This is a genomic window from Sphingosinicella humi (genome assembly GCF_003129465.1).
GTDB lineage: Bacteria > Pseudomonadota > Alphaproteobacteria > Sphingomonadales > Sphingomonadaceae > Allosphingosinicella > Allosphingosinicella humi.
This window is the reverse complement of the sequence record NZ_QFFF01000001.1, coordinates 1,976,805-1,996,375: the sequence shown is the minus strand read 5'-3', so window position 1 is coordinate 1,996,375 and position 19,571 is coordinate 1,976,805. Positions and strand designations below refer to the sequence as shown.

At 66.5% G+C, this 19,571-nt stretch carries 16 protein-coding genes; 9 read left to right on the top strand and 7 right to left on the bottom strand.

Going from position 1 to position 19,571, the window contains the following annotated elements; all coding sequences use genetic code 11:
* Positions 1–9 precede the first annotated feature (9 nt).
* The 3 genes from DF286_RS09955 to DF286_RS09945 all read right to left on the bottom strand — a co-directional run bounded on the left by DF286_RS09955 (position 10) and on the right by DF286_RS09945 (position 5,661).
* Positions 10–3,216, bottom strand: coding sequence for an error-prone DNA polymerase (locus DF286_RS09955; RefSeq protein ID WP_109271289.1), 3,207 nt, complete (start codon positions 3,214–3,216; stop codon positions 10–12).
* Positions 3,213–4,772: a DUF6504 family protein gene (locus tag DF286_RS09950; protein WP_341533236.1), complete on the bottom strand. Its 1,560-nt coding sequence runs from the start codon at positions 4,770–4,772 to the stop codon at positions 3,213–3,215. The genes DF286_RS09955 and DF286_RS09950 overlap by 4 nt, the downstream gene beginning before the upstream one ends.
* A gap of 127 nt (positions 4,773–4,899) precedes the next feature.
* Entirely contained in the window at positions 4,900–5,661 is a 762-nt protein-coding gene (locus DF286_RS09945) for an ImuA family protein (protein ID WP_109271287.1), read from the bottom strand.
* Between the two features lie 122 nt (positions 5,662–5,783).
* Between DF286_RS09945 and DF286_RS09940 the strand changes: the two genes are divergently transcribed.
* The 8 genes from DF286_RS09940 to queG all read left to right on the top strand — a co-directional run bounded on the left by DF286_RS09940 (position 5,784) and on the right by queG (position 13,921).
* A complete protein-coding gene (locus tag DF286_RS09940) occupies positions 5,784–8,609 on the top strand; it encodes a M16 family metallopeptidase (RefSeq protein ID WP_109271286.1) in 2,826 nt (941 codons plus the stop codon).
* On the top strand, positions 8,599–9,747 hold the full coding sequence (locus DF286_RS09935; RefSeq protein WP_424141245.1) for a sensor histidine kinase: 1,149 nt from the start codon (positions 8,599–8,601) through the stop codon (positions 9,745–9,747). Before DF286_RS09940 ends, DF286_RS09935 begins: the two co-directional genes overlap by 11 nt.
* Positions 9,744–10,544, top strand: coding sequence for a LytR/AlgR family response regulator transcription factor (locus DF286_RS09930; RefSeq protein ID WP_109271284.1), 801 nt, complete (start codon positions 9,744–9,746; stop codon positions 10,542–10,544). Before DF286_RS09935 ends, DF286_RS09930 begins: the two co-directional genes overlap by 4 nt.
* A gap of 9 nt (positions 10,545–10,553) precedes the next feature.
* Positions 10,554–10,841: a hypothetical protein gene (locus DF286_RS09925; protein WP_109271283.1), complete on the top strand. Its 288-nt coding sequence runs from the start codon at positions 10,554–10,556 to the stop codon at positions 10,839–10,841.
* Between the two features lie 29 nt (positions 10,842–10,870).
* Positions 10,871–11,548 (top strand): thioesterase, encoded by a 678-nt coding sequence (locus tag DF286_RS09920; RefSeq protein WP_109271282.1) that lies wholly within the window; start codon positions 10,871–10,873, stop codon positions 11,546–11,548.
* 84 nt (positions 11,549–11,632) lie between these two features.
* Complete coding sequence (locus tag DF286_RS09915; RefSeq protein WP_109271281.1) at positions 11,633–12,397, top strand: isocitrate lyase/PEP mutase family protein; 765 nt, start codon at positions 11,633–11,635, stop codon at positions 12,395–12,397.
* Positions 12,398–12,415: 18 nt separating this feature from the next.
* Positions 12,416–12,793, top strand: a complete 378-nt coding sequence (locus tag DF286_RS09910; protein ID WP_109271280.1) for a VOC family protein — start codon at positions 12,416–12,418, stop codon at positions 12,791–12,793.
* Positions 12,794–12,865: 72 nt separating this feature from the next.
* Complete coding sequence (gene queG / locus DF286_RS09905; RefSeq protein ID WP_109271279.1) at positions 12,866–13,921, top strand: tRNA epoxyqueuosine(34) reductase QueG; 1,056 nt, start codon at positions 12,866–12,868, stop codon at positions 13,919–13,921.
* Positions 13,922–13,939: 18 nt separating this feature from the next.
* Here queG and DF286_RS09900 read toward each other — a convergent pair whose 3' ends face one another.
* Positions 13,940–14,332, bottom strand: a complete 393-nt coding sequence (locus tag DF286_RS09900; RefSeq protein ID WP_109271278.1) for a hypothetical protein — start codon at positions 14,330–14,332, stop codon at positions 13,940–13,942.
* Entirely contained in the window at positions 14,329–15,093 is a 765-nt protein-coding gene (locus tag DF286_RS09895) for an EI24 domain-containing protein (RefSeq protein ID WP_341533235.1), read from the bottom strand. Before DF286_RS09895 ends, DF286_RS09900 begins: the two co-directional genes overlap by 4 nt.
* A gap of 32 nt (positions 15,094–15,125) precedes the next feature.
* Between DF286_RS09895 and DF286_RS09890 the strand changes: the two genes are divergently transcribed.
* Entirely contained in the window at positions 15,126–16,121 is a 996-nt protein-coding gene (locus DF286_RS09890; RefSeq protein WP_109271276.1) for an adenosine kinase, read from the top strand.
* A 166-nt stretch (positions 16,122–16,287) separates the two neighbouring features.
* On the opposite strand, the gene DF286_RS09885 is transcribed toward DF286_RS09890, so the two are convergent.
* Positions 16,288–17,892: an amino acid permease gene (locus tag DF286_RS09885; RefSeq protein WP_109271275.1), complete on the bottom strand. Its 1,605-nt coding sequence runs from the start codon at positions 17,890–17,892 to the stop codon at positions 16,288–16,290.
* Positions 17,893–17,949: 57 nt separating this feature from the next.
* Positions 17,950–19,515: an amino acid permease gene (locus DF286_RS09880; RefSeq protein ID WP_109271274.1), complete on the bottom strand. Its 1,566-nt coding sequence runs from the start codon at positions 19,513–19,515 to the stop codon at positions 17,950–17,952.
* Between the last annotated feature and the right edge of the window lie 56 nt (positions 19,516–19,571).

Genomic DNA, 19,571 nt, shown 5'->3' with positions numbered 1-19,571 from the left:
GGTGAACCGCTAATGGAAGTTGCGGCTCTTGAGCCTGATCGGCGGATCCTGGGTCCGGCCCATGCGGCGGTCGCTGCTCCCGTGCGTGGCGCCGTCGCCGGGACCGTGGCGATGCGGGAAATCGCGTTCGCCGACGGAACGGAGGAGAGGGGTCAGATCCTCCAGGCGGTCGCTGACGATATGGATGACATCGCCTTCCTTCTGGAGCGTGCCTTTCACGCCGATCATCGGGGCGGACATGACGATCCGCCGGTGCGTGTCGAAGATGCGTTGCCAAAGGATGGCGTTGGCGATGCCGGTCTCGTCCTCCAGGGTGATGAAGGTGACATTGCCCTTGCCGGGCTTCTGGCGGATGAGCACGATCCCCGCCACCTCGACCTTGCTGCCGTCCTTGAGCCGGACGAGATCGGCCGCGCGGGTGATGCGGCGGCGGTCCAGCTCGTCGCGAAGGAAGCTCAGCGGATGGGCGCGAAGCGAAAGCTGGACGGTGCGATAATCCTCGACCACCTCCCGCCCTTCCATCATCGGGCTCAGCGCGACCTCGGGCTCGCGGTTGGCCTCACGGGCATCGGCCGCGGCGAACAAGGGCAACCGCGCCTGCCCCAATCCGCGCACCTGCCACAGCGCCTGCCGCCGGCTCAGCCCGAAACAGACGAAGGCATCGGCATCCGCCAGCTTCTCCAGCGCCGCCACCGGAACGCCGGAACGGAGCCAGACATTCTCTATAGAGGTGAAGGGCCCGTCGCCCCGGACAGTGATGATCGTGGCGGCATGATTGTTTGCCAGCCCCCGCACCATACGAAGCCCGAGGCGAAGCGGCAGCAGCCCCTCCCCCGCCTCCAGCGTACAATCCCAGCGGCTGGCATTGATGCAGACCGGCCGCACCTCCACGCCATGCTCGCGCGCATCGCGGACGATCTGGGCGGGTTGGTAGAAGCCCATTGGCTGCGCGTTGAGCAGAGCCGCGCAGAATATGTCCGGATGGTGGCATTTCATCCAGGATGAGGCGTAGGCGATCTTGGCGAAGCTCGCGGCATGGCTTTCGGGAAAGCCGTAGCTGCCGAACCCTTCGATCTGCTTGAAGGTGCGTTCCGCGAAGTCGCGCGTGTAGCCGTTGGCGAGCATGCCATCGATCATTTTGTCGCGAAACTTGCCGACGCCGCCGGTCGATTTGAAGGTAGCCATAGACCGACGCAGCGCATCGGCCTCCGCCGGGGTGAAGTTCGCTCCCTCGATCGCGACCTTCATTGCCTGTTCCTGAAAGAGCGGCACACCCAATGTCTTCTTGAGCAGCGCCTCCATTTCGGGCTTGGGATATTCCGGCACCTCCTTTCCCTCCCGACGGCGCAGATAAGGATGCACCATGTCTCCCTGGATGGGACCGGGACGGACGATCGCCACCTGAATGACGATGTCGTAGAAATCCTTCGGACGGAGACGGGGCAGCATCGACATCTGGGCCCGGCTTTCGATCTGGAAAACGCCGATCGTGTCGGCCCTGGAGATCATCTCGAATACCTTGGGATCGTCCTTCTGCATCTCCTCGGATGAAAGGGTGAGACGCGGCCCCTTGTGATCGGCGAGGAGATCGAAGGCACGGCGCATGCAGGCCAGCATGCCGAGACCGAGCACATCGACCTTCATGATCTTCAGCTCTTCAAGATCATCCTTTTCCCATTCGACAACTCTTCGATCCTTCATCGTCGCGGGTTCGATGGGAACGAGATCGTCGAGACGGTCGCGGGTGAGCACGAAACCGCCGGGATGCTGGCTGAGATGGCGGGGCGTGCCGACCAGCTGGCGTGTAAGCTGGAGTGTCAGCTCCAGGCGCGGATCGGCCCTGTCGAGCCCGATTTCATCGACATGGCGTTCGGCGACGCCCTCGTTGGACCATCCCCACACCTGTCCGGACAAGACGCTCGTCAGGTCTTCCGGGAGGCCCAGCGCCTTGCCGATCTCACGGACTGCCCCTCGGGTCCGATAGCGGCTGACCACGGCCGCCAGCGCGGCATGCCGATGACCATAGGTCTCGTAGATCCATTGGATCACTTCTTCGCGCCGTTCATGCTCGAAATCGACATCGATATCGGGCGGCTCGTCCCGGCTTTCGGAAATGAAGCGTTCGAACAGCAATTTATGCTCGACCGGATCGATCGAGGTGATACCGAGAACATAACAGATCATCGAATTGGCCGCCGATCCCCGTCCCTGACAGAGTATGTGCTGGCTGCGGGCGAATTGGACGATCGAATTGACGGTCAAAAAATAGGGCGCGTAGCGACACTTATCGACGAGTCGCAGCTCATGCTCCAGCAGGTCCGAATAATTTTTCGGCGGGCCTTCGGGGAATTTGTCCGCGAGCGCCGTTCGGGTCAGCTGTGCCAGCGCATCCTGCGGCGTGCGGCCCGACAGGACGATTTCGTCGGGATATTGGTAACTCAGCTCACGCAGGGAGAAAGTGCAGCGTTCGGCGATGTCGGCTGTGGCGCGAACGGCATCGGGATAATGTTTGAAGCGCCGTTCCATCTCTGCCGGGCTTTTGAGATGACGATCGGCATAGCGTTCCCTGCGGAAGCCCAGTTCGTCGATCGTGCATTTGTGGCGGATAGCGGTGACGACGTCCTGCAACATGCGCTTGTCGGGAGAATCGTAGAGGACATCGCCCGTCGCGAGGCCGCGCAGGCCGTAACGCCGGACGAGGAGGTCGAGCGCATGGAAGCGCGCCGCTTCTCCCGGGCGGCGTCGATGCGTCAATGCGAGATAGGCGCGATCGCCGAATATGTCGGCCGTTTGAGCGAGCGCTGTCTCGGCGACCGCGTCGGCTTCTTCCGGAATCAGCGCCGCGACCAGCCCTTGACTCCAGGCGGCGACATCTTCCCAATGGAGGAAGCACTGGCCCTTCTCGCCCTTTTTGCAGTCGATGCGGCTCTTGCCGAGAGTAAGGAGGCGAGTGAGGCGGGACCAGCCGGCGCGGTCCTCAGGCCAGACCAGCAACGATGATCCATCCATCAAATCGAGGCGGCAGCCGGCGACGAGATGCACGCCCGTTTCCTCTCCGGCTTTGAGCGCCTTGACGAGCCCCCCCACCGTGTTGCGATCGGTAATCCCGATCGCGGAGTGGCCGAGCAGGCGAGCGGCGGCGAACAATTCCTCCGTGCTCGAAACGCCACGGAGGAAACTGAAGTGCGTCGCGACCTGGAGCTCGACGTAGGTCACCCGAACACCCCCTGCAGCCACCAGCCGAGATTGCCGGTGCGCGGATCGAGGCCGTCGCCGCGGCGGTAGAGCCAGAAGCGGGCGCCTTCTTCATCCTCCACCTGGAAATAGTCGCGCACCGCTTCCGCTTCGGCGGTGCGGCGCCACCATTCGCCATGGATGCGCTCGGGGCCGTCGGCGCGGCGGATGCTGTGCATTCGTCCCCGCCAGGTGAAGCGGCGGGGCGGACCGTCAGGAAGCAGGGCGACCACATTCTCGACCGGCTCGGCGCGCGGGAGCAGCCGCACGGGGCGAGGCCATTTCGGCCAGTTTGCCGGGGATTCCACCGGCGAGAGGCGATGGACGCTGCGTTCGGGAACATCGCTTTCGACGGCGCTGAAGCGATAGAGATGGCAAGCGCCGAGACGGCCGGCGAGACGGTCGATCAAGGGAACGAGATCGGGCTCAGGCTTCTCGCTTGCCAAGAGGCTCGCGATCGGCACGGGGCCCAGAGGCTCGCAGCGGGTGGCGACGAGGCGCATGGCCTCGATGCCGAAACCGGGTTCGATCCTCTCGATCTTCATGGCGAACAGGCGCCTGAGATGCGCGGCGTCGCGGGTAGCGCGGGCGGTGCCGATCGGCAGGCGCTGCTCGCTGCCATCGACCCGGAGGCAGGCGAGCGTCAGGGTGCGGGCGGCGAGACCTTCCTCCTCCAGGGTGCGGATGAGGGCCGTCATCAGGTCGGCCAGCACCTGCTCGATCGCTTCCGCCGTGGCGATCGGTTCGACGAGGCGGAGCATGGCTTGGGGTGGGTCAGCGGGAACGATGGGTTCGAACGCTTCGCTCCCCCGCCCCAGCGCCTGGTGCAGGCGGGTGAGCAATCCTTGTCCGAAGCGGCGAACGAGGGGCGCGGCGGGCATGGCCATGATGTCGCCGATCCGTTCGATACCAAGGCGGCGCGCGGGCGCGATCACCTCCTCGTCGATCCGAAGAGCCGCCAAGGGAAGAGACGCGATGGCCTCAGCCGCCTTTCCCGGCGGACAGAGCAGGATGGCGTCGCTGCCATGCCGGGCCAGGGCATGGGCGGCGCCATAATTGTCGGCGACGGCGATGCGGGCGGTGAAGCCGAGGCGCGCGCAGAAGACGAGGATGCGCTCGGCCATCCGCCGTTCGCCGCCGAAGAGATGCGTGACGCCTGTCAGATCGAGCCAGAGACCGTCCGCGCCGGAAACGGCGGCGCGCGGTGTCCAGCGACGCGCCGCAAGCAAGGCGAGACGGGTGAGAAAGGCGGCGTCGGCGCCGGGTTCGGCCTCGCGGACATCCAGGCCCGGCACTAGGATGCGCGCCTGCGTCAGCGGCATGCCGGCGTGGAGACCGAGCGCCTGGGCGGCCGGACAGGCGGCGGCGACCTCGATGCGGTTGCCGACGCGGTGAGTGGTGATCAGGGGAGCTGTGGCGGGTTGGGCAATCCCTTTCGGCTGCGGCTGCGACGGAGCATTTTCCTGCCGCGCCCACCGCGCGCCGGGGCGCCAGCCGCCGCCACGCGGACAGGAGCAATCGGCGATGCGCTTGCCCAATTCCTCCCCAGCCTTGGCTGAGGAGGGGAATCCTGCGGAGCTTGGAATAACTGGCGAGGCCTCGACATTTACCCCTCCACCATGCTGCGCATGGTCCCCCTCCCCATCGCGTTGCGATGGGGAGGAATTAGGCTGCCAGCCGTCCAGCCGCCGCAGTCTGTCGGTCGCGAAGTTCGGCAGGTAGAGCGAGGCGACCCTCGGCATCTGTTGCCTCCATGATCCATTCAAAAGCTTGGCCGCCGCGCTGGCGGGCGAGGGTGAGGCGCCAGCGGGCGCGGCCGACCCCCTCCTCCACCGGCAGTTCGGCGCCCGGCACGCAGGCGATGCGCCAGCGGGTCATGGCGGCCGACGGGATGCCCAGCGGGTCCTCCTCCGCCTTGCGCCAGCGCTTCAGCATCAGAGCGGTGGTGCCGCCCTCCTCCGCCGCCAGCTGCAGCCGCCGGGTCGAGGCCATGGAGACGCGGGCGATTTCCCCCACCACCGCGGCGAGGCCGCCATGGCGCAGCCCCTCCTCCATCACCGCCAGCACCTCCTCGTCGCTCCGCGCCTCGGCATAGAGCACCCGGTCCGGCGGCAGGCCCGCCTGCATCAACCCCGGCGCGAAGAGGTCGCGGCGTGCCAAGGTCCAGAGCACCGCCCCCGGCAGCCGCGCCGCGATACCGGCCGCGAACAGGGTCGCGGCCGCGTCGTCGGAAAGTCCGGGACGCTCGCCCGTCATCTCATGGAGCGCCGCGATCGCCAGTCCGCCACCGTCCAGCCGCCGGTCCATCGCCTCCACGTCAAAAGGCAGGCATCCCCGCTCCTTCCGCCGCCCCGCCGCCTCGATCGCCCGCACTTCGGCGCGCAGAGCCGCCAGATGTGGGTTTCGGGTTGGCGAAGGACCGGGCATAACGACTCCAAAGACTCACTTGTTCTCTTTATGTTCCTCCTGTTCATCCAGAGTCAAGCGACTGGAACGGAAAGGAGATCGCCGCCTGCTCCCACACCCCGCGCCATCTTAGTCAGGACCCGATGCCCTTTCTTCAGCGCTGCCTGCTCGCCCTTCTCCTCATCCTCGTCACCGTCCCGGCCCACGCCGCCGGCGACCCGGACTGGCTCTATCGCGGCAGCGACATTCCACGCGACGAAGCCTGGACCTTCGGCACCCTTCCCAACGGCGTTCGCTACGCAGTGCGGCAGAATGCGCTGCCCGACGAGCAGGTCTCGATCCGCGTCAGGATCGACGCGGGTTCGCTCAACGAGGAGGATCATCAGCGCGGCTGGGCCCATTTCGTCGAGCATATGGCCTTTCGCGGCACCGAGGGCTTCGGCGACGGCGAGGCGCGCGAGACCTGGCAGAAACTGGGCGCCAGCTTCGGCAGCGACACCAATGCGTCGACCAGCGCCACCCAGACGGTCTACAAGCTCGACCTCCCCGGCGCCGACCCGCAGGAGATCGACCTCAGCCTCGATGTCCTGTCCGACATGGTCGACACCGCCCTGTTCGATCCCGCCACGGTCGAGGCCGAACGGCGGGTGATCCTGGCGGAGAAAGGGCGGCGGCCCGAACTCACCACCCGGATGCTGGAGGAAAGCTGGCCGCTCTTCTATGCCGGCCTCAAGATCGCGACACGCGATACGATCGGCACCGACGCGACCTTGAAGGGCGCGACCGCCGACGGGCTCAAGACCTTCTACGAACGCTGGTACCGGCCGGAGCTGACGACGGTGATCATGGTCGGCGACGCCGATCCGGAGCTGATGGAAAAGCTGATCGCCAAGCATTTCGGCCCCTGGCAGGCGAGCATGCCGGCGCCCGAGGAGCCGGACTATGGCGCCATCGCCTCATCGGAGCGCCGCGCCGCCGCCCTCGCCTATCCGGGCGCGCCGCACAGCGCCACGCTGCTCTGGCTGCGACCCTATGAAGTGCTCCCCAACACCAAGGCCCGGGAGAAGACCGATCTCGCCCGCTCGATCGCGGCCCGCATTGTCAACCGCCGGCTGGAGACGAAGGCGCGCGAAGGCGCCTCCTTCCTCCGCGCCGCCACGGGGGAGACGCGCTCGACCCACATCGCCGATCTCACCCAGCTCAACATCACTGCCCGCAACGGCCATTGGCAGGAGGCGCTGAACGAAGTCTTCGCCATCATCAACGACGCGCTGCGGGCGCCGCCCAGCGAAGCCGAGATCGCCCGCGAGATCGACAATGTGGAAACCGCCGCGACGTCCTCCGTCACCGGTGCCTCCACGGTGCGATCGCAGCAATGGGCGGAGCAACTGGTGACTGCCGTCAACAACAACAGCATCGTCGCGAGCCCCGAAACCGCGCTCGCCATCCTTGACGAGCTGACGCCGCAAATCACGCCGGAGTTGGTGGCAGCCGCGACCCGCGAGCTGTTCGAAGGCATCGGACCCAAGCTGATGCTCGTCGCGCCCCAGGCGACAAGCGTCGAGGCGGCCGAAGCGGCCCTCGCCGCCGCTGAAGGGGTTCCGCCGGCCGAACGGGTGGAGGGGCGTGACGTAAGCATGGACGACCTGCCCCCGCTCGGGCCGCCGGGCGAGGAAGTCTCGCGCCAAGCCATCGAGGATCTGGGCGTCACCATCGTCCGCTTCGCCAACGGCTCCACCCTCACCTTCAAGCAGACCGATTTCGAGAAGGGCTCCGTCTCCGTCCAGCTCCGCTTCGGGTGGGGTTATTCGGGGCTGCCCGCCGATCAGTCCTCGCTCGCCTGGCTCGACGGGATCGTCGGCGCCTCGGGCATAGGCGATCTCGATCTCGACGCGATGGAGCGGCTGCTGACCGGCCGCAAGATGGCGATGAGCTTCGGCGTGGCCGAGGACGCGCTGGTGCTTGCCGGCCAGACCAACGGCACGGACCTTCCCGATCAGCTGCGGCTGCTCGCCGCCAAATTGGCCCATCCCCGCTGGGACGATTCCCTGTTCGCCCGCTACCAGGCGAGCGGGCTTGAAAGCTACGATCTACACTTCGCGTCGGCCTCGGCCCGGGCGACTCGCGAATTCCCCTCGTTCAGCCGTGGCGACGATGCCCGCTGGACTCCGGTAAGCCGAGAGGCGATCGCCTCGGCCACGGCCGACGAATTCCAGGCCTTTTTCACGCCCCTCCTGGCACGGGGGCCGATCCATGCGATCGTCGTCGGCGACGTCGACCTCGAGACGACCGTGGCCGCGATGAAAGCCAGCGTCGCCGCCCTGCCGGCGCGTGCGCCGGTCGAGGCTCCCGAGGACTCGCTCAGCGTTCGTCCGCCGGAGCCCAGCCGGGAGCCGACCGTCTTCACCCATAACGGAGCCGCGGACGAAGCCTATGCGATCATCGGCTGGAACACCTTCGGCGGCACCGCCAATATCAAGCAGCGACGGGCGCTGAGCATGGCCGCCAACATGTTCGAGGTGCGGCTCTACGAACGGCTGCGCGTGATCGAAGGCGCGAGCTACTCGCCCAATGCCGCCTCCAGCACGTCGGAAAGCTTTCCGGACTGGGGCATCTTCTACGCGGCTTCGGCGATCAGCCCGGAGAGCGTCGACACCTTCTTTCGCGTCGCGCGGGAGATCGTTGCCGACATGGCCGCCAAGCCCGCCTCGCCCGAGGAGTTCGCGCGGGCCCAGAATCCGATCCTCAGCGGCATCCAACGGCGCCTCAGGACCAACGCCTATTGGCTGAATGCGATGGAGAATTGGCTCCGGCATCCCGAGCTGATCGACCAGACCCGCGACTTCCTGTCCCACTATGAGGAGATGACGCCGGAAGACGTGCGCGCGGCGGTCGCGCAGCATGTCACGGACGCTGGCGACTGGTCGATGCTCGTTTTGCCGAGTAAAGCAAAAGGCAGTGGCGACTGAACCTTTCCCCCTGACCGCCCCGCCCCTGGGCGGCGACGCGGCAAAGCGGCCGAAGCCTTTCGGGCTCCAACAGCAGCCCTTCTTCGCCGACAAGAACCGCGCCTTCTGGACGCTGCAGTCGGCGGGCTGGGCGGGCTATTTCATCCTGCGCGCGCTCTCCGGCATCGCCAATGCGATGGGGTTCACCTTCATCATCCACACGGCATTGCTGACCGCGACCGGCTACTCGATCACGCTGCTCATGTCCGCCGCCTTCCGGCGCCTCATCAAGCTGAGGCCGATCATCACCTGGGCGGTGTCGATCACCCTCGTGCTCATCGCCTCGGCCGGTTTCTCCGCGATCGAGACCTGGAGCCACGCCACCTTCCTGAGGCCCGGCACCCGGCCGCAAGGCGTCGAGTTCCTCGGCGCCATCCTGCTCGATTTCTCGCTCCTCGCCGCCTGGTCCGCGCTTTATTACGGGATCAACTATTATCTTCTGCTGGAAGAGCAGACCGACCAGCTGCTGCGGCTGGAGCATCAGGCGAGCGCGGCACAGCTCGCCATGCTGCGCTACCAGCTCAATCCGCACTTCCTGTTCAACACCTTGAACTCGATCTCGACCCTGGTGCTGCTGAAACAGACGGACAGGGCGAATGCGATGCTCTCCCGCCTCTCCTCCTTTCTGCGCTATACGCTCGTCAACGAGCCGACGGGATCGGTGACGGTGGCGCAAGAGGTTGAAACTCTGAAGCTCTATCTCGAAATAGAGAAGATGCGCTTCGAGGAGCGGCTGCGGCCGCGGTTCAACATCGATCCGGCGGTGGCGCGTGCGCGTTTGCCATCCCTCCTGCTCCAGCCGCTGGTCGAGAATGCGATCAAATATGCGGTGACACCGCAGGAGGAAGGTGCCGATATCGCGGTCGAGGCCAGGAAGGTCGGTGACAAGGTGGTGATCACCGTTTCGGACACCGGCCCGGGGGCGGACGGGCAGGCGCTAAGGCCGGGACAGACGTCGACCGGCGTCGGTCTGGCGAACATAAGAGACCGTCTGGCGCAAGCCTATGGCGCAGACCAGCGGTTTGAGACTCAAACGAACATTACGGGGGGCTTTGGGGTTATCATCGAAATTCCCTATCAAGTTGAGGAGCCGAAATGACCATCCGCACGATCCTGGTGGACGACGAACCGCTTGCGATCCAGGGGCTGCAATTGCGCCTGGAAAAGCATGAGGATGTCGAGGTCGTGGACACCTGCTCCAACGGCCGCGAGGCGATCCGCGCGATCAAGACCCACAAGCCAGACCTCGTTTTCCTAGATATCCAGATGCCCGGCTTCGACGGCTTCTCCGTGATCCAGGGCCTGATGGAGGTGGAGCCGCCGCTGTTCGTCTTCGTCACCGCCTATTCCGACCACGCCATCCGCGCCTTCGAGGCGCAGGCGGTCGACTATCTCATGAAGCCGGTGGAGGAGGACCGCCTCGCCGACACCATGGACCGCATCCGCCAGCGCCTCAGCGAAAAGCGCGGCGTCGAGGAAGTGGGCCGCCTTAAGGAAGTGCTCGCCGAGGTTGCGCCCGACGCGATAGAAGGCGTCGATACCGGCGAGGACGCCCACGCCTCCAGCCGCTACGAGAAGCTGATCAACATCAAGGACCGTGGCCAGATCTTCCGGGTCGACGTCGATTCCATCGAGAAGATCGATGCCGCCGGCGACTATATGTGCATCTATACCGGCGACAACACGCTGATCCTGCGCGAGACGATGAAGGACCTGGAAAAACGCCTCGACCCGCGCCGCTTCCAGCGCGTCCACCGCTCGACCATCGTCAACCTGGATCTCGTCCGCCAGGTGAAGCCGCACACCAATGGCGAATGCTTCCTGGTGCTCGACAGCGGCAGCCAGGTGAAGGTCAGCCGCTCCTATCGCGACGTCGTCGCCCGGTTCGTGCACTAAAGCGTGCCGATGCTCCTGCTGCTCCTGCTCCAGGCATCCGCGGCCCAGCCCGACATAGGGCTCCGCGCAACCGTGGATGCCCGGTCCGTCCGAATCGAGAAAAAAGGTGAGGCGGAACTGACGATGTCCGCCAGCCCCGACGGGGGAAGCCAAGTGAAGGTCGAGGCGCCGGAAGCGGACGGCGCCCGCACCCTTCGCGACGTTCATGTGACGGTGGATGCCGAGGCCCGGATCGCCGATCCCTCCAGCGAAGGTGGGGACACGAAAGAGGAGGACGAAACTCCCTCGCCGAACTAACGTTGTGCAGGCGTAACAGGGAGAAAATAATGCGCTCGTTGCTTGCTTCAACGGCGGCTGTTGCCGCCATGTTCGCCCTCGCCTCGCCCGCCACCGCCCAATCGAACCGAGACAGACAATCGCAGCCGCAGCAGCCTTCGCCGCTCGCGCAGCAGGCGATGGCGGGCAGCGATCAGCCCGATGTGCTGCTCGACGTGCCGAACCTGTCGGTCGAGGAAATCGCGCTCGAGGTGAACAACCTGCAGGTCGACATCGCGCTCGACGCACGGCTCGCCAACCTCCTGAAGCTCACCGCCGGCGCCAATGCCAGCATCGACAATGTGAAGCTGACCATCAAAGGGGTGCAGGCTCAGGCGACGCTGATCGTCCGGCTCGACAACGTTCGCGCGATCATCGAACGAACGCTGCAAACGCTCGACAACAATCCGCAGCTCGTCACGCAATTGCTCTCGACCGTCGACAACACCGTCGACACCGTCGGCGGCGTGGCCAACAATGCCGTCGGCACGGTCGGCGGAGTGGCCAACAACCTCCTCCAGAACGGCCAGGTGCTGGATCTTGCCCGCGCCGGCCTGACCGAAGTGTCGCGGACGGTGAACGGCGCCGGCGAGACGGTTCGCCAGGTGCGGGACAGCAGCGGCGGATTGCTCGAGGTCGTCACCGACAGCGCGGGCCGCATCCTCTCGTCCCGACCGGTGACGCGCTAGGCTTGATCGCAGGTTTCGGGAAGACGCCGCCCCTTCTTGTGCGCTAGTTTCGCGCTTTCGATTACAAGAAGGGGTGGGACGAACATGCAAAAGGACAAGGCGTTTACCTTCGCTTCGCTGCACAAGCCGGGGGAGCCGCTGATCCTGTTCAATGCCTGGGACGCGGGGAGCGCCAAGGTGGTATCCGAGGCGGGGGCCAAGGCGATCGCGACGGGGAGCTGGTCGGTCGCGGCGGCGTTCGGCTTCGCGGACGGCGAAGCGCTGCCGCTGGACCTTGCGATAGCGAATCTCGAGCGGATCATCGGCGCGGTCGACCTGCCCGTCACCATCGACCTCGAGGGCGGCTACGGTCCGGCGCCCGCCGACGTGGCGGCGACGGCGAAACGGGCGGTCGCGGCCGGGGCCGTCGGATGCAACCTGGAGGATCAGGTGGTCGGCGGCGAGGGCCTATACAAGATCGACGATCAGTGCGAGCGGCTCCAGGCGGTGCGGCGGATCGCCGACGAGGGGGGCATCCCCTTCTTCATCAACGCCCGCACCGACCTGTTCCTGAAGGCCAAGCCCGAGGAGCATGGCGGCCTCGTCAAGGCGGCGCTGGATCGCGCAAGCGCCTATGGCGAGGCGGGTGCGAGCGGCCTGTTCGTGCCTGGGCTGGCAGACGAAGACCTGATCGGCACGGTCTGCTCCAAGTCGCCGCTGCCGGTGAACGTCATGGCCATGCCGACGACCCCGCCCGCTCGCCGCCTTGCCCAGCTCGGGGTCGCGCGGATCAGCCACGGTCCGGGCCCCTACCGTCTCGCCATGCAGGCGCTGGCGGAAGCGGCGCGCGCGGCGCATAAGGGAGACTGACCGACAAGGGAGGCCGGCATGGCGAAGGTGACGGGGCTGGGCGGCGTCTTCTACAAGGTCGCCGATCCGGCCGCGACCCGGCGCTGGTATGAGGAGATGCTGGGCATAGGCGGCGAATGGGGCGCGATGTTCCCGTGGAAAGCGGGCGGCGCCGAAGCCTACAGCCTGCTGTCCCCCTTCAAGGCCTCCACCGACTATTTCGAACCGAGCGAGGCCCCCTTCATGGTCAATCTGCGCGTCGACGATCTCGACGCCTTCCTCGACGAGCTCGAGGCGAAGGGCGTCGAAGTGCTGGGGACGCAGGTGGAGGAATATGGCAAGTTCGCCTGGATCCTCGACTGCGACGGGATCAAGATCGAGCTGTGGGAGCAGGTGGGGCCCGCCCCGCCGGCCTAAGGCCGCAAGCCCCTTCGCCTTCCGTCGATTTTGGCATCCCCCTTTGCATTCAATATGCTAGCGGCAGGCCCCATGGACGGCGCGGCATCATTGCGAGCACGGCTGGAGGCGGAAGCGAGGGCGCTCGGCTTCTCCGCCTTCGGCGTCGCGCGGGCGGACGCTACGCCGAGGACCGCCAAGCGCCTGCGGCAGTGGCTCGATTCCGGCGCCCATGGCGACATGCTGTGGATGGAAACCACCGCCGAACGACGCGGATCGCCCGCGGGGCTCTGGCCGGAGGTGAAATCGGTAATCGCGCTCGGCATGAGCTACGCGCCCGCGACGGACCCGCTGGCGCTGGCGGACGAGGGGGAGGTCGGCCGCATCTCCGTCTACGCGCAGGGCGCGGACTATCACGACACGGTCAAGAAAGCGCTGAAGGCCCTGGCGCGATGGCTGGTGGCCGAGGCGGGGTGCGAGCTCAAGGTGTTCGTCGACACGGCGCCGGTCATGGAGAAGCCGCTGGCGGAGGCGGCGGGGCTCGGCTGGCAAGGCAAGCACACCAACCTCGTCAGCCGCACGCATGGCAGCTGGCTGTTCCTCGGCGCCATCTACACGACATTGGAGCTGGAGTTGGAACCGGACAGCGTCCATGAACAGCGCTGCGGAAGCTGCCGACGCTGCCTGGAGGCCTGCCCCACCAATGCCTTCCCCGCGCCGTTCCGGCTCGATGCGCGGCGCTGCATCTCCTACCTCACCATCGAACATAAGGGGCCGATCCCGCACGAGTTGCGTGAGGCCATGGGAAACCGCATCTATGGCTGCGACGACTGCCTCGCCGTCTGTCCCTGGAACCGCTTCGCCGACACGGCGCGGCGGCACCAGGCGTTCGTGCCGCGCGCGGAGCTGGTCGCGCCCTCGCTGGCCGACCTGCTGGCGCTCGACGATGCGGATTTCCGGAAGGTGTTCGCGGGATCGCCGATCAAGCGCATCGGTCGAAACCGCATGGTGCGCAACGCCGCGATCGCGGCCGGCAACAGTGGCAGCGCGGCCCTGGTTGAACCGCTCGAGCGACTGGTGGACGATCCCGACCCGGTCGTGGCCGAAGCGGCGCAATGGGCGGTTGGGAAGCTCACAAACGGTCGTTAGCGCCCTCCCAAACTCCCGCTAACGCGCCTCTTGCCGACGGGTGAGGGCCGCGGCGCAGCTCGCCCGATCCACATCGCGGCCGTCGGGTAGGCGGGCGTCGACATAGCGCACCACCGGCTCCTCGCCCCGCTCCGGCGGATAGAGATAGGCGTCGAGCACGCAGACCTGGCTCGCGAACTGGAGCTTGCGCGCCGCGCCTTCGCGGATGTCGAGGTCCGGCTCGCCGAACTGCGCTTCCAATATATGGGCGGTCTTGCCCATCACGTTTTCCAGGCCGGCCGTGCTGAAGGTCGGCGGCGCCGGCTGGCCCACATCTCCTCCTCCTCCTCCCGCTTTCGGAACCGCCGTGCAGCCGGCGGCAAGAAGCGCCAGGCCGAGGACAGCGCTCCGGCGCCTGATCGAGAATGTCATGCTGTCTCCGAATGATAGAGGTGGGTGGCGACGGCCGCGCCTAGCACGGGCGCCAGAAGATTGACGAACGGGATGGCGAACAGGACCGCCGCCCCGAGGCCGAGCAGCAGGCGCCTGAAGCGGCTGCGGGACAGCCAGCGGCGCAGCGCGTCCCCCTCCAGATGCCGCACCGCCACCATCTCGCCGAGGTCGCGGCCAAGGGCGATGGCGTTGATGACGAAGAAGAGGATGAAGGGACCAATGCCGGTCACCATCAGCAGAAGGTAGAAGGGCAGCGCAAGCAGGTTCCAGAGGATCAGCCGCCCAGCCGAGCGCAAGCCGAGGCTAAGCGAGCGTCCGATCGAAGGGTTGCGGCCGCTTGCCGCGGCGGCGGGATAATGGCGCGCCTCCACCGCCTCGACCACTTCGTCCGCGAACAGGCCGATGACGCCGATGGCGATGGCCGGGAACAGGAACCAGAGCCCGAGCACGCCGAGAACGACTGAGGCCGCCGCGCCGGTGGCCGTGCCGATTTCGCAGCGATAGTCGAGCGGTCCGATGCCGCAGGGATTGGAGCCGATTAGGAGCCAAGCGAGCAGCCCCCCGGCGAGCCCGAACAGCGCCAGGGTGAGCAGCAGCGACTTCAGGAGGACGCGGCGGATGCGGGGATCACCGAACTGGGCAAGGGCGAGCGGCAGGGCGGCGAACATGCCGTCTGATTCGCCCAGCCGGCGGCGAGCGTCAACCGGCGGTTGATCGCCTTCCCTACGGCGGCTAGGCATCGCGCTTCTTCATTCCAAAGGAACCGTCCCCCGTGACAGACACCCGCCTCGACGTCCTCGCCATCGGCAACGCCATCGTCGACGTGATCGCCACCACCGACGACGCCTTCCTGGAGGCGGAGGGGCTCGCCAAGGGCTCGATGCGCCTGATCGACGCCGACGAGGCGGCGCGGCTCTACGGCCGGATGGGACAGGCGCGGGAGACGAGCGGCGGATCGGCGGCCAACACGGTGGCGGGGCTGGCCGCGCTCGGGCTGCGCGCAGGCTTCATCGGCCAGGTGGCCGGCGATCAGCTGGGCGAAATCTTCCGGCACGACATTACCGGCCTTGGCGTCACCTTCACCACGCCGGTTTCACGCGGCGGCGTGCCGACGGCGCGTTGCCTGATCCTGGTCACCCCGGATGCGCAGCGCACGATGAACACCTTCCTCGGCGCGTCGCAGCACCTGCCGGCCACCGCGCTCGACGCCGACCAGATCGAAGGCGCCGCCATCCTCTACCTCGAAGGCTATCTCTGGGATCCGGAGGAGCCGCGCTGGGCGATGATCAAGGCGATCGACATCGCCCGCAATGCCCGGCGCAAGGTTGCCTTCACCCTGTCCGACAGCTTCTGCATCGCCCGACACAAGGACGGCTTCAACCAGCTGATCGACAGCGGCAAGATCGACATCCTCTTCGCCAACGAGGAAGAGATCAAGGCGCTGTCGGGCGAAGCCGATTTCGGCGCCGCCGTGGCCGCCACGGCCCCTCGCGTCGAAACGCTCGTCGTCACGCGCAGCGAGAAGGGCGCCGTGGCCCTGCGTGGACGGGAGCGAGTATCGGTGCCGGCCGAGCCGATCGCAAAGGTTGTCGACACCACCGGCGCCGGCGATCTCTTCGCGGCGGGCTTCCTCGCCGGACAAGCCCAGGAACGGACCCTGGAGGAAAGCCTCCGCATGGGCGCGATCGCGGCCGCCGAAGTGATCTCCCATTATGGCGCGCGGCCGGAGGCTGACCTCAAGGCGCTGGTCGCGGAAAAGCTGAGATAGAGAGTCATCCCGACGAAAGCCGGGATCCAAGAACACCATATTATTAGTTCTACAACCGGCTGATCGTTCAGCTCCATCCCGCATATTCTTGGATCCCGGCTTCCGCCGGGATGACGCTAGGCTATGGCGCAGGGGGGCTGGGCTGGAGCGCCGGGATGCTGCAGGGCTACAGTCCCGGCGGGCGGCGCGGCGGATCGAGCAGGTCGCGTTCGTCGACGCCGGGGATGCTCGGTTCGATGTCGTGGATTTCCGGCTCATGGACCTCGACGAGACCGCGTCCGAGATGGCTCCGGCGCCGCCCGTAGAGGAAGTAGACGGCGAGCCCGATCCCGGTCCAGATCGGCAGCCCCAGCAGCGCCTCGACCGGCAGGTTCAGGAACAGGAAGAGGCAGCCGACGACGGTCAGCGGCGCCACCAGCCACAAGGCCGGTACCCTGAACGGGCGCGGCCGCAGCGGATCGCGCTTGCGGAGCATCCACACCGCCACCGCGACCATCAGGAAGGCGTAAAGCGTCCCGGCGTTGGCGATGTCGGCAAGCTGCCCGACCGGGAACAGGGCCGCCAGCAGAGCGATGAGGGTGCCCATGATCATAGTGATCCTATGCGGCGTCCGCCATTTCGGATGCACCTTCGACAGCCGCTCGGGCAGCAGACCGTCGCGCGCCATGACGAAGCAGATCCGGGTGAGGCCGAAGATCAGGATCAGGACGACGGACGGCAGGGCGATGAAGGCCGCATAGCCGATCAGGTTGCCGACCGTGCCGAAGCCGATGATCCGAAGCATATGGGCCAATGGCTCGGCCGAGCAGACCAGGGCCTCCGCATATTCGGGCCGAGCGCATTGCCGGGCAAGCTCCGGCGATCCGGTGGACAGCGGCGCGCCGCCGGCCGTGATCGGATCGCCGCCGATCGTGCCGATCGCGCCCGCCGATACCAGCATGTAGAAGATGGTGCAGACGCCGAGGCTGCCGATGAGGCCGATCGGGACGTTGCGCTGGGGGTTTTTGGTCTCTTCCGCCGCCGTCGAGACGGCGTCGAAGCCGAGATAGGCGAAGAACATGGTCGCCGCCGCGCCGAGCACCCCGACGCCCGAGCCGAAGCCGCCGAAGACGCCGCCCGGCATGAATGGGCTGAAATTGGCGGCGTCCATCCGAGGAAGGGTAAGAGCCACGAAGGCGATAAGGGCCGTTATCTTGATGGCCACCAGCGCCGCGTTGACGCGGGCGCTCTCGCTGGTGCCGATCACCAGCAGCACGGTCATCAGCAGGGCGATGAACGCCGCCGGCAGGTTGACGAGCCCGCCCGGCTCTCCGCCGAGGAACAGAGGCCCGGCCCGAAGCCAGCTGGGCAGATCTATTCCCAACGATGCTTCAAGCACGGTGTTGGTGAAGTAGTTGGACCAGCCGACCGACACCGCCGAGGCACCGACCGCATATTCGAGCACAAGGGCCCAACCGACGGTCCAGGCGAGAAATTCGCCGAGCACCGAATAGCTGTAGGTATAGGCGGAGCCCGCCACCGGGATCATCGACGCGATCTCGGCATAGCAGAGCGCGGCAATGATGCAGACGGCGCCGGCGATCACGAAGGCGAGGATGAGGCCCGGCCCCGCCTTCTGCGCACCCACCGACGTCAGCACGAAGATGCCGGTGCCGATGATGCAGCCGATGCCAAGCAGGGTCAGCTGCACGGCGCCTAGCGAGCGATGCAGACCCTTCTTCGCCGCGGTCTCGAGGATTGCGTCGAGCGGCTTCACGCGGCCGAAGATCATGATCGCGCTCCCCTTTGAGGCTCAGCAAAAAGGGAGGCCGAAGCCTCCCTTTCCTTTTTACGCGTCCTTGTAGCCGGGCGTGTGCGCATCCGGCATCGGCGGGACGGGCTGCGGCGGCGCGTCGACGTCGTCCTCGTGGACGTCGATGATGCCGCGCGCGATGTTGCTCCGCCGGTGGCCGTAGAGGAAGTAGACGACGAGACCGATGCCGCCCCAGATCGGCAGCACAAGCATCGCCTCGAGCGGCAGCGACAGATAGAGGCCGACGCAGCCGACCACGGAGAGCGGCGCGATGATCCACACGGCCGGCGTCCTGAACGGGCGGTGGCGGGCCGGATCGATCTTGCGCAGCATCAGCACCGCGATCGAGACCATGAAGAAGGCGAAGAGCGTGCCCGAGTTGGACACCTCCGCCAAGCGTCCGACCGGGAAGAAGGCCGCGGCGATGGCGACGAACACGCCGGTGATCATGGTAACGATATAGGGCGTCTTCCACTTCGGGTGCACGGCCGACAGCTTCTCCGGAAGCAGCCCGTCGCGCGACATGACGAAGAAGATGCGGGTCTGGCCGAACAGCATGATGAGGATGACGGACGGCAGCGCCAGGAAGGCGGCGAGACCGATCAGGTTGCCGAACCACTCAAAGCCGATCGCCCGGAGCACATGGGCCAGCGCCTCGTTCGAGCAGGCAAGCGGCTCGCCGGCGCCCGAGGCGATGATCGCCTTGCAACGCTCAGCAAGCTCGGGGCTGCCCGAGATCAAGAACTCGCCGCTGAGGCTCTGCACCGGCTGCGCGCCATAGGCGCCGATCGCGCCGGCCGCGACCAGCAGGTAGAAGATGGTGCAGATCCCGAGCGAGCCGATGAGGCCGATGGGCACGTTCCGTTGCGGATTCTTGGTTTCCTCCGCCGCGGTCGAGACCGCGTCGAAGCCGACATAGGCGAAGAAGATCACCGCCGCGCCGGTGAGCACGCCGCCGACACCCGTCGGCATGAAGGGATCAAACTTGGCGCCGTCGAGCATCGGGAACGACAGGGCGATGAAGGCGGTGAGCGCCACCACCTTGATGGCGACCAGCACGGCGTTGACGGCGGCGCTCTCGCGCGTGCCGATCAGCAGCAGCCAGGTGACCAGAAGGGCAATGACGAGGGCCGGGATGTTGACGATGCCGCCCGCATCCGGACCATTGGCGAAGTCGGACGGGATGACGATGCCGAGCGAGCTGTCGAGCAGACCGACGAAATAACCCGACCAGCCGACCGACACCGCCGAGGCGGCGACGGCATATTCGAGGATCAGCGCCCAGCCGACCATCCAGGCGAGGAGTTCGCCCATGACGGCGTAGGTATAGGTGTAGGCGGAGCCGGACACCGGCACCATCGACGACAGCTCGGAGTAGCACAGGGCCGCGACCGCGCAGACGAAGCCGGCGATGATGAAGCTGACCATCATGCCCGGCCCGGCATATTGCGCCGCTGACGCGGTCAGCACGAAGATGCCGGTGCCGATGATCGCTCCAACGCCGAGCAAGGTCAGCTGAACGGGACCGAGCGAGCGGTGCAGCGATTTCTTCTCGGCAGTCGCGAGAATGGCGTCTAGTGGCTTGACGCGCCCAAAGATCATGTTCTTCCCCTTGAAACTATACCGGTCCGGTCGAGCCCGTTGGCTTCCATTTTGGG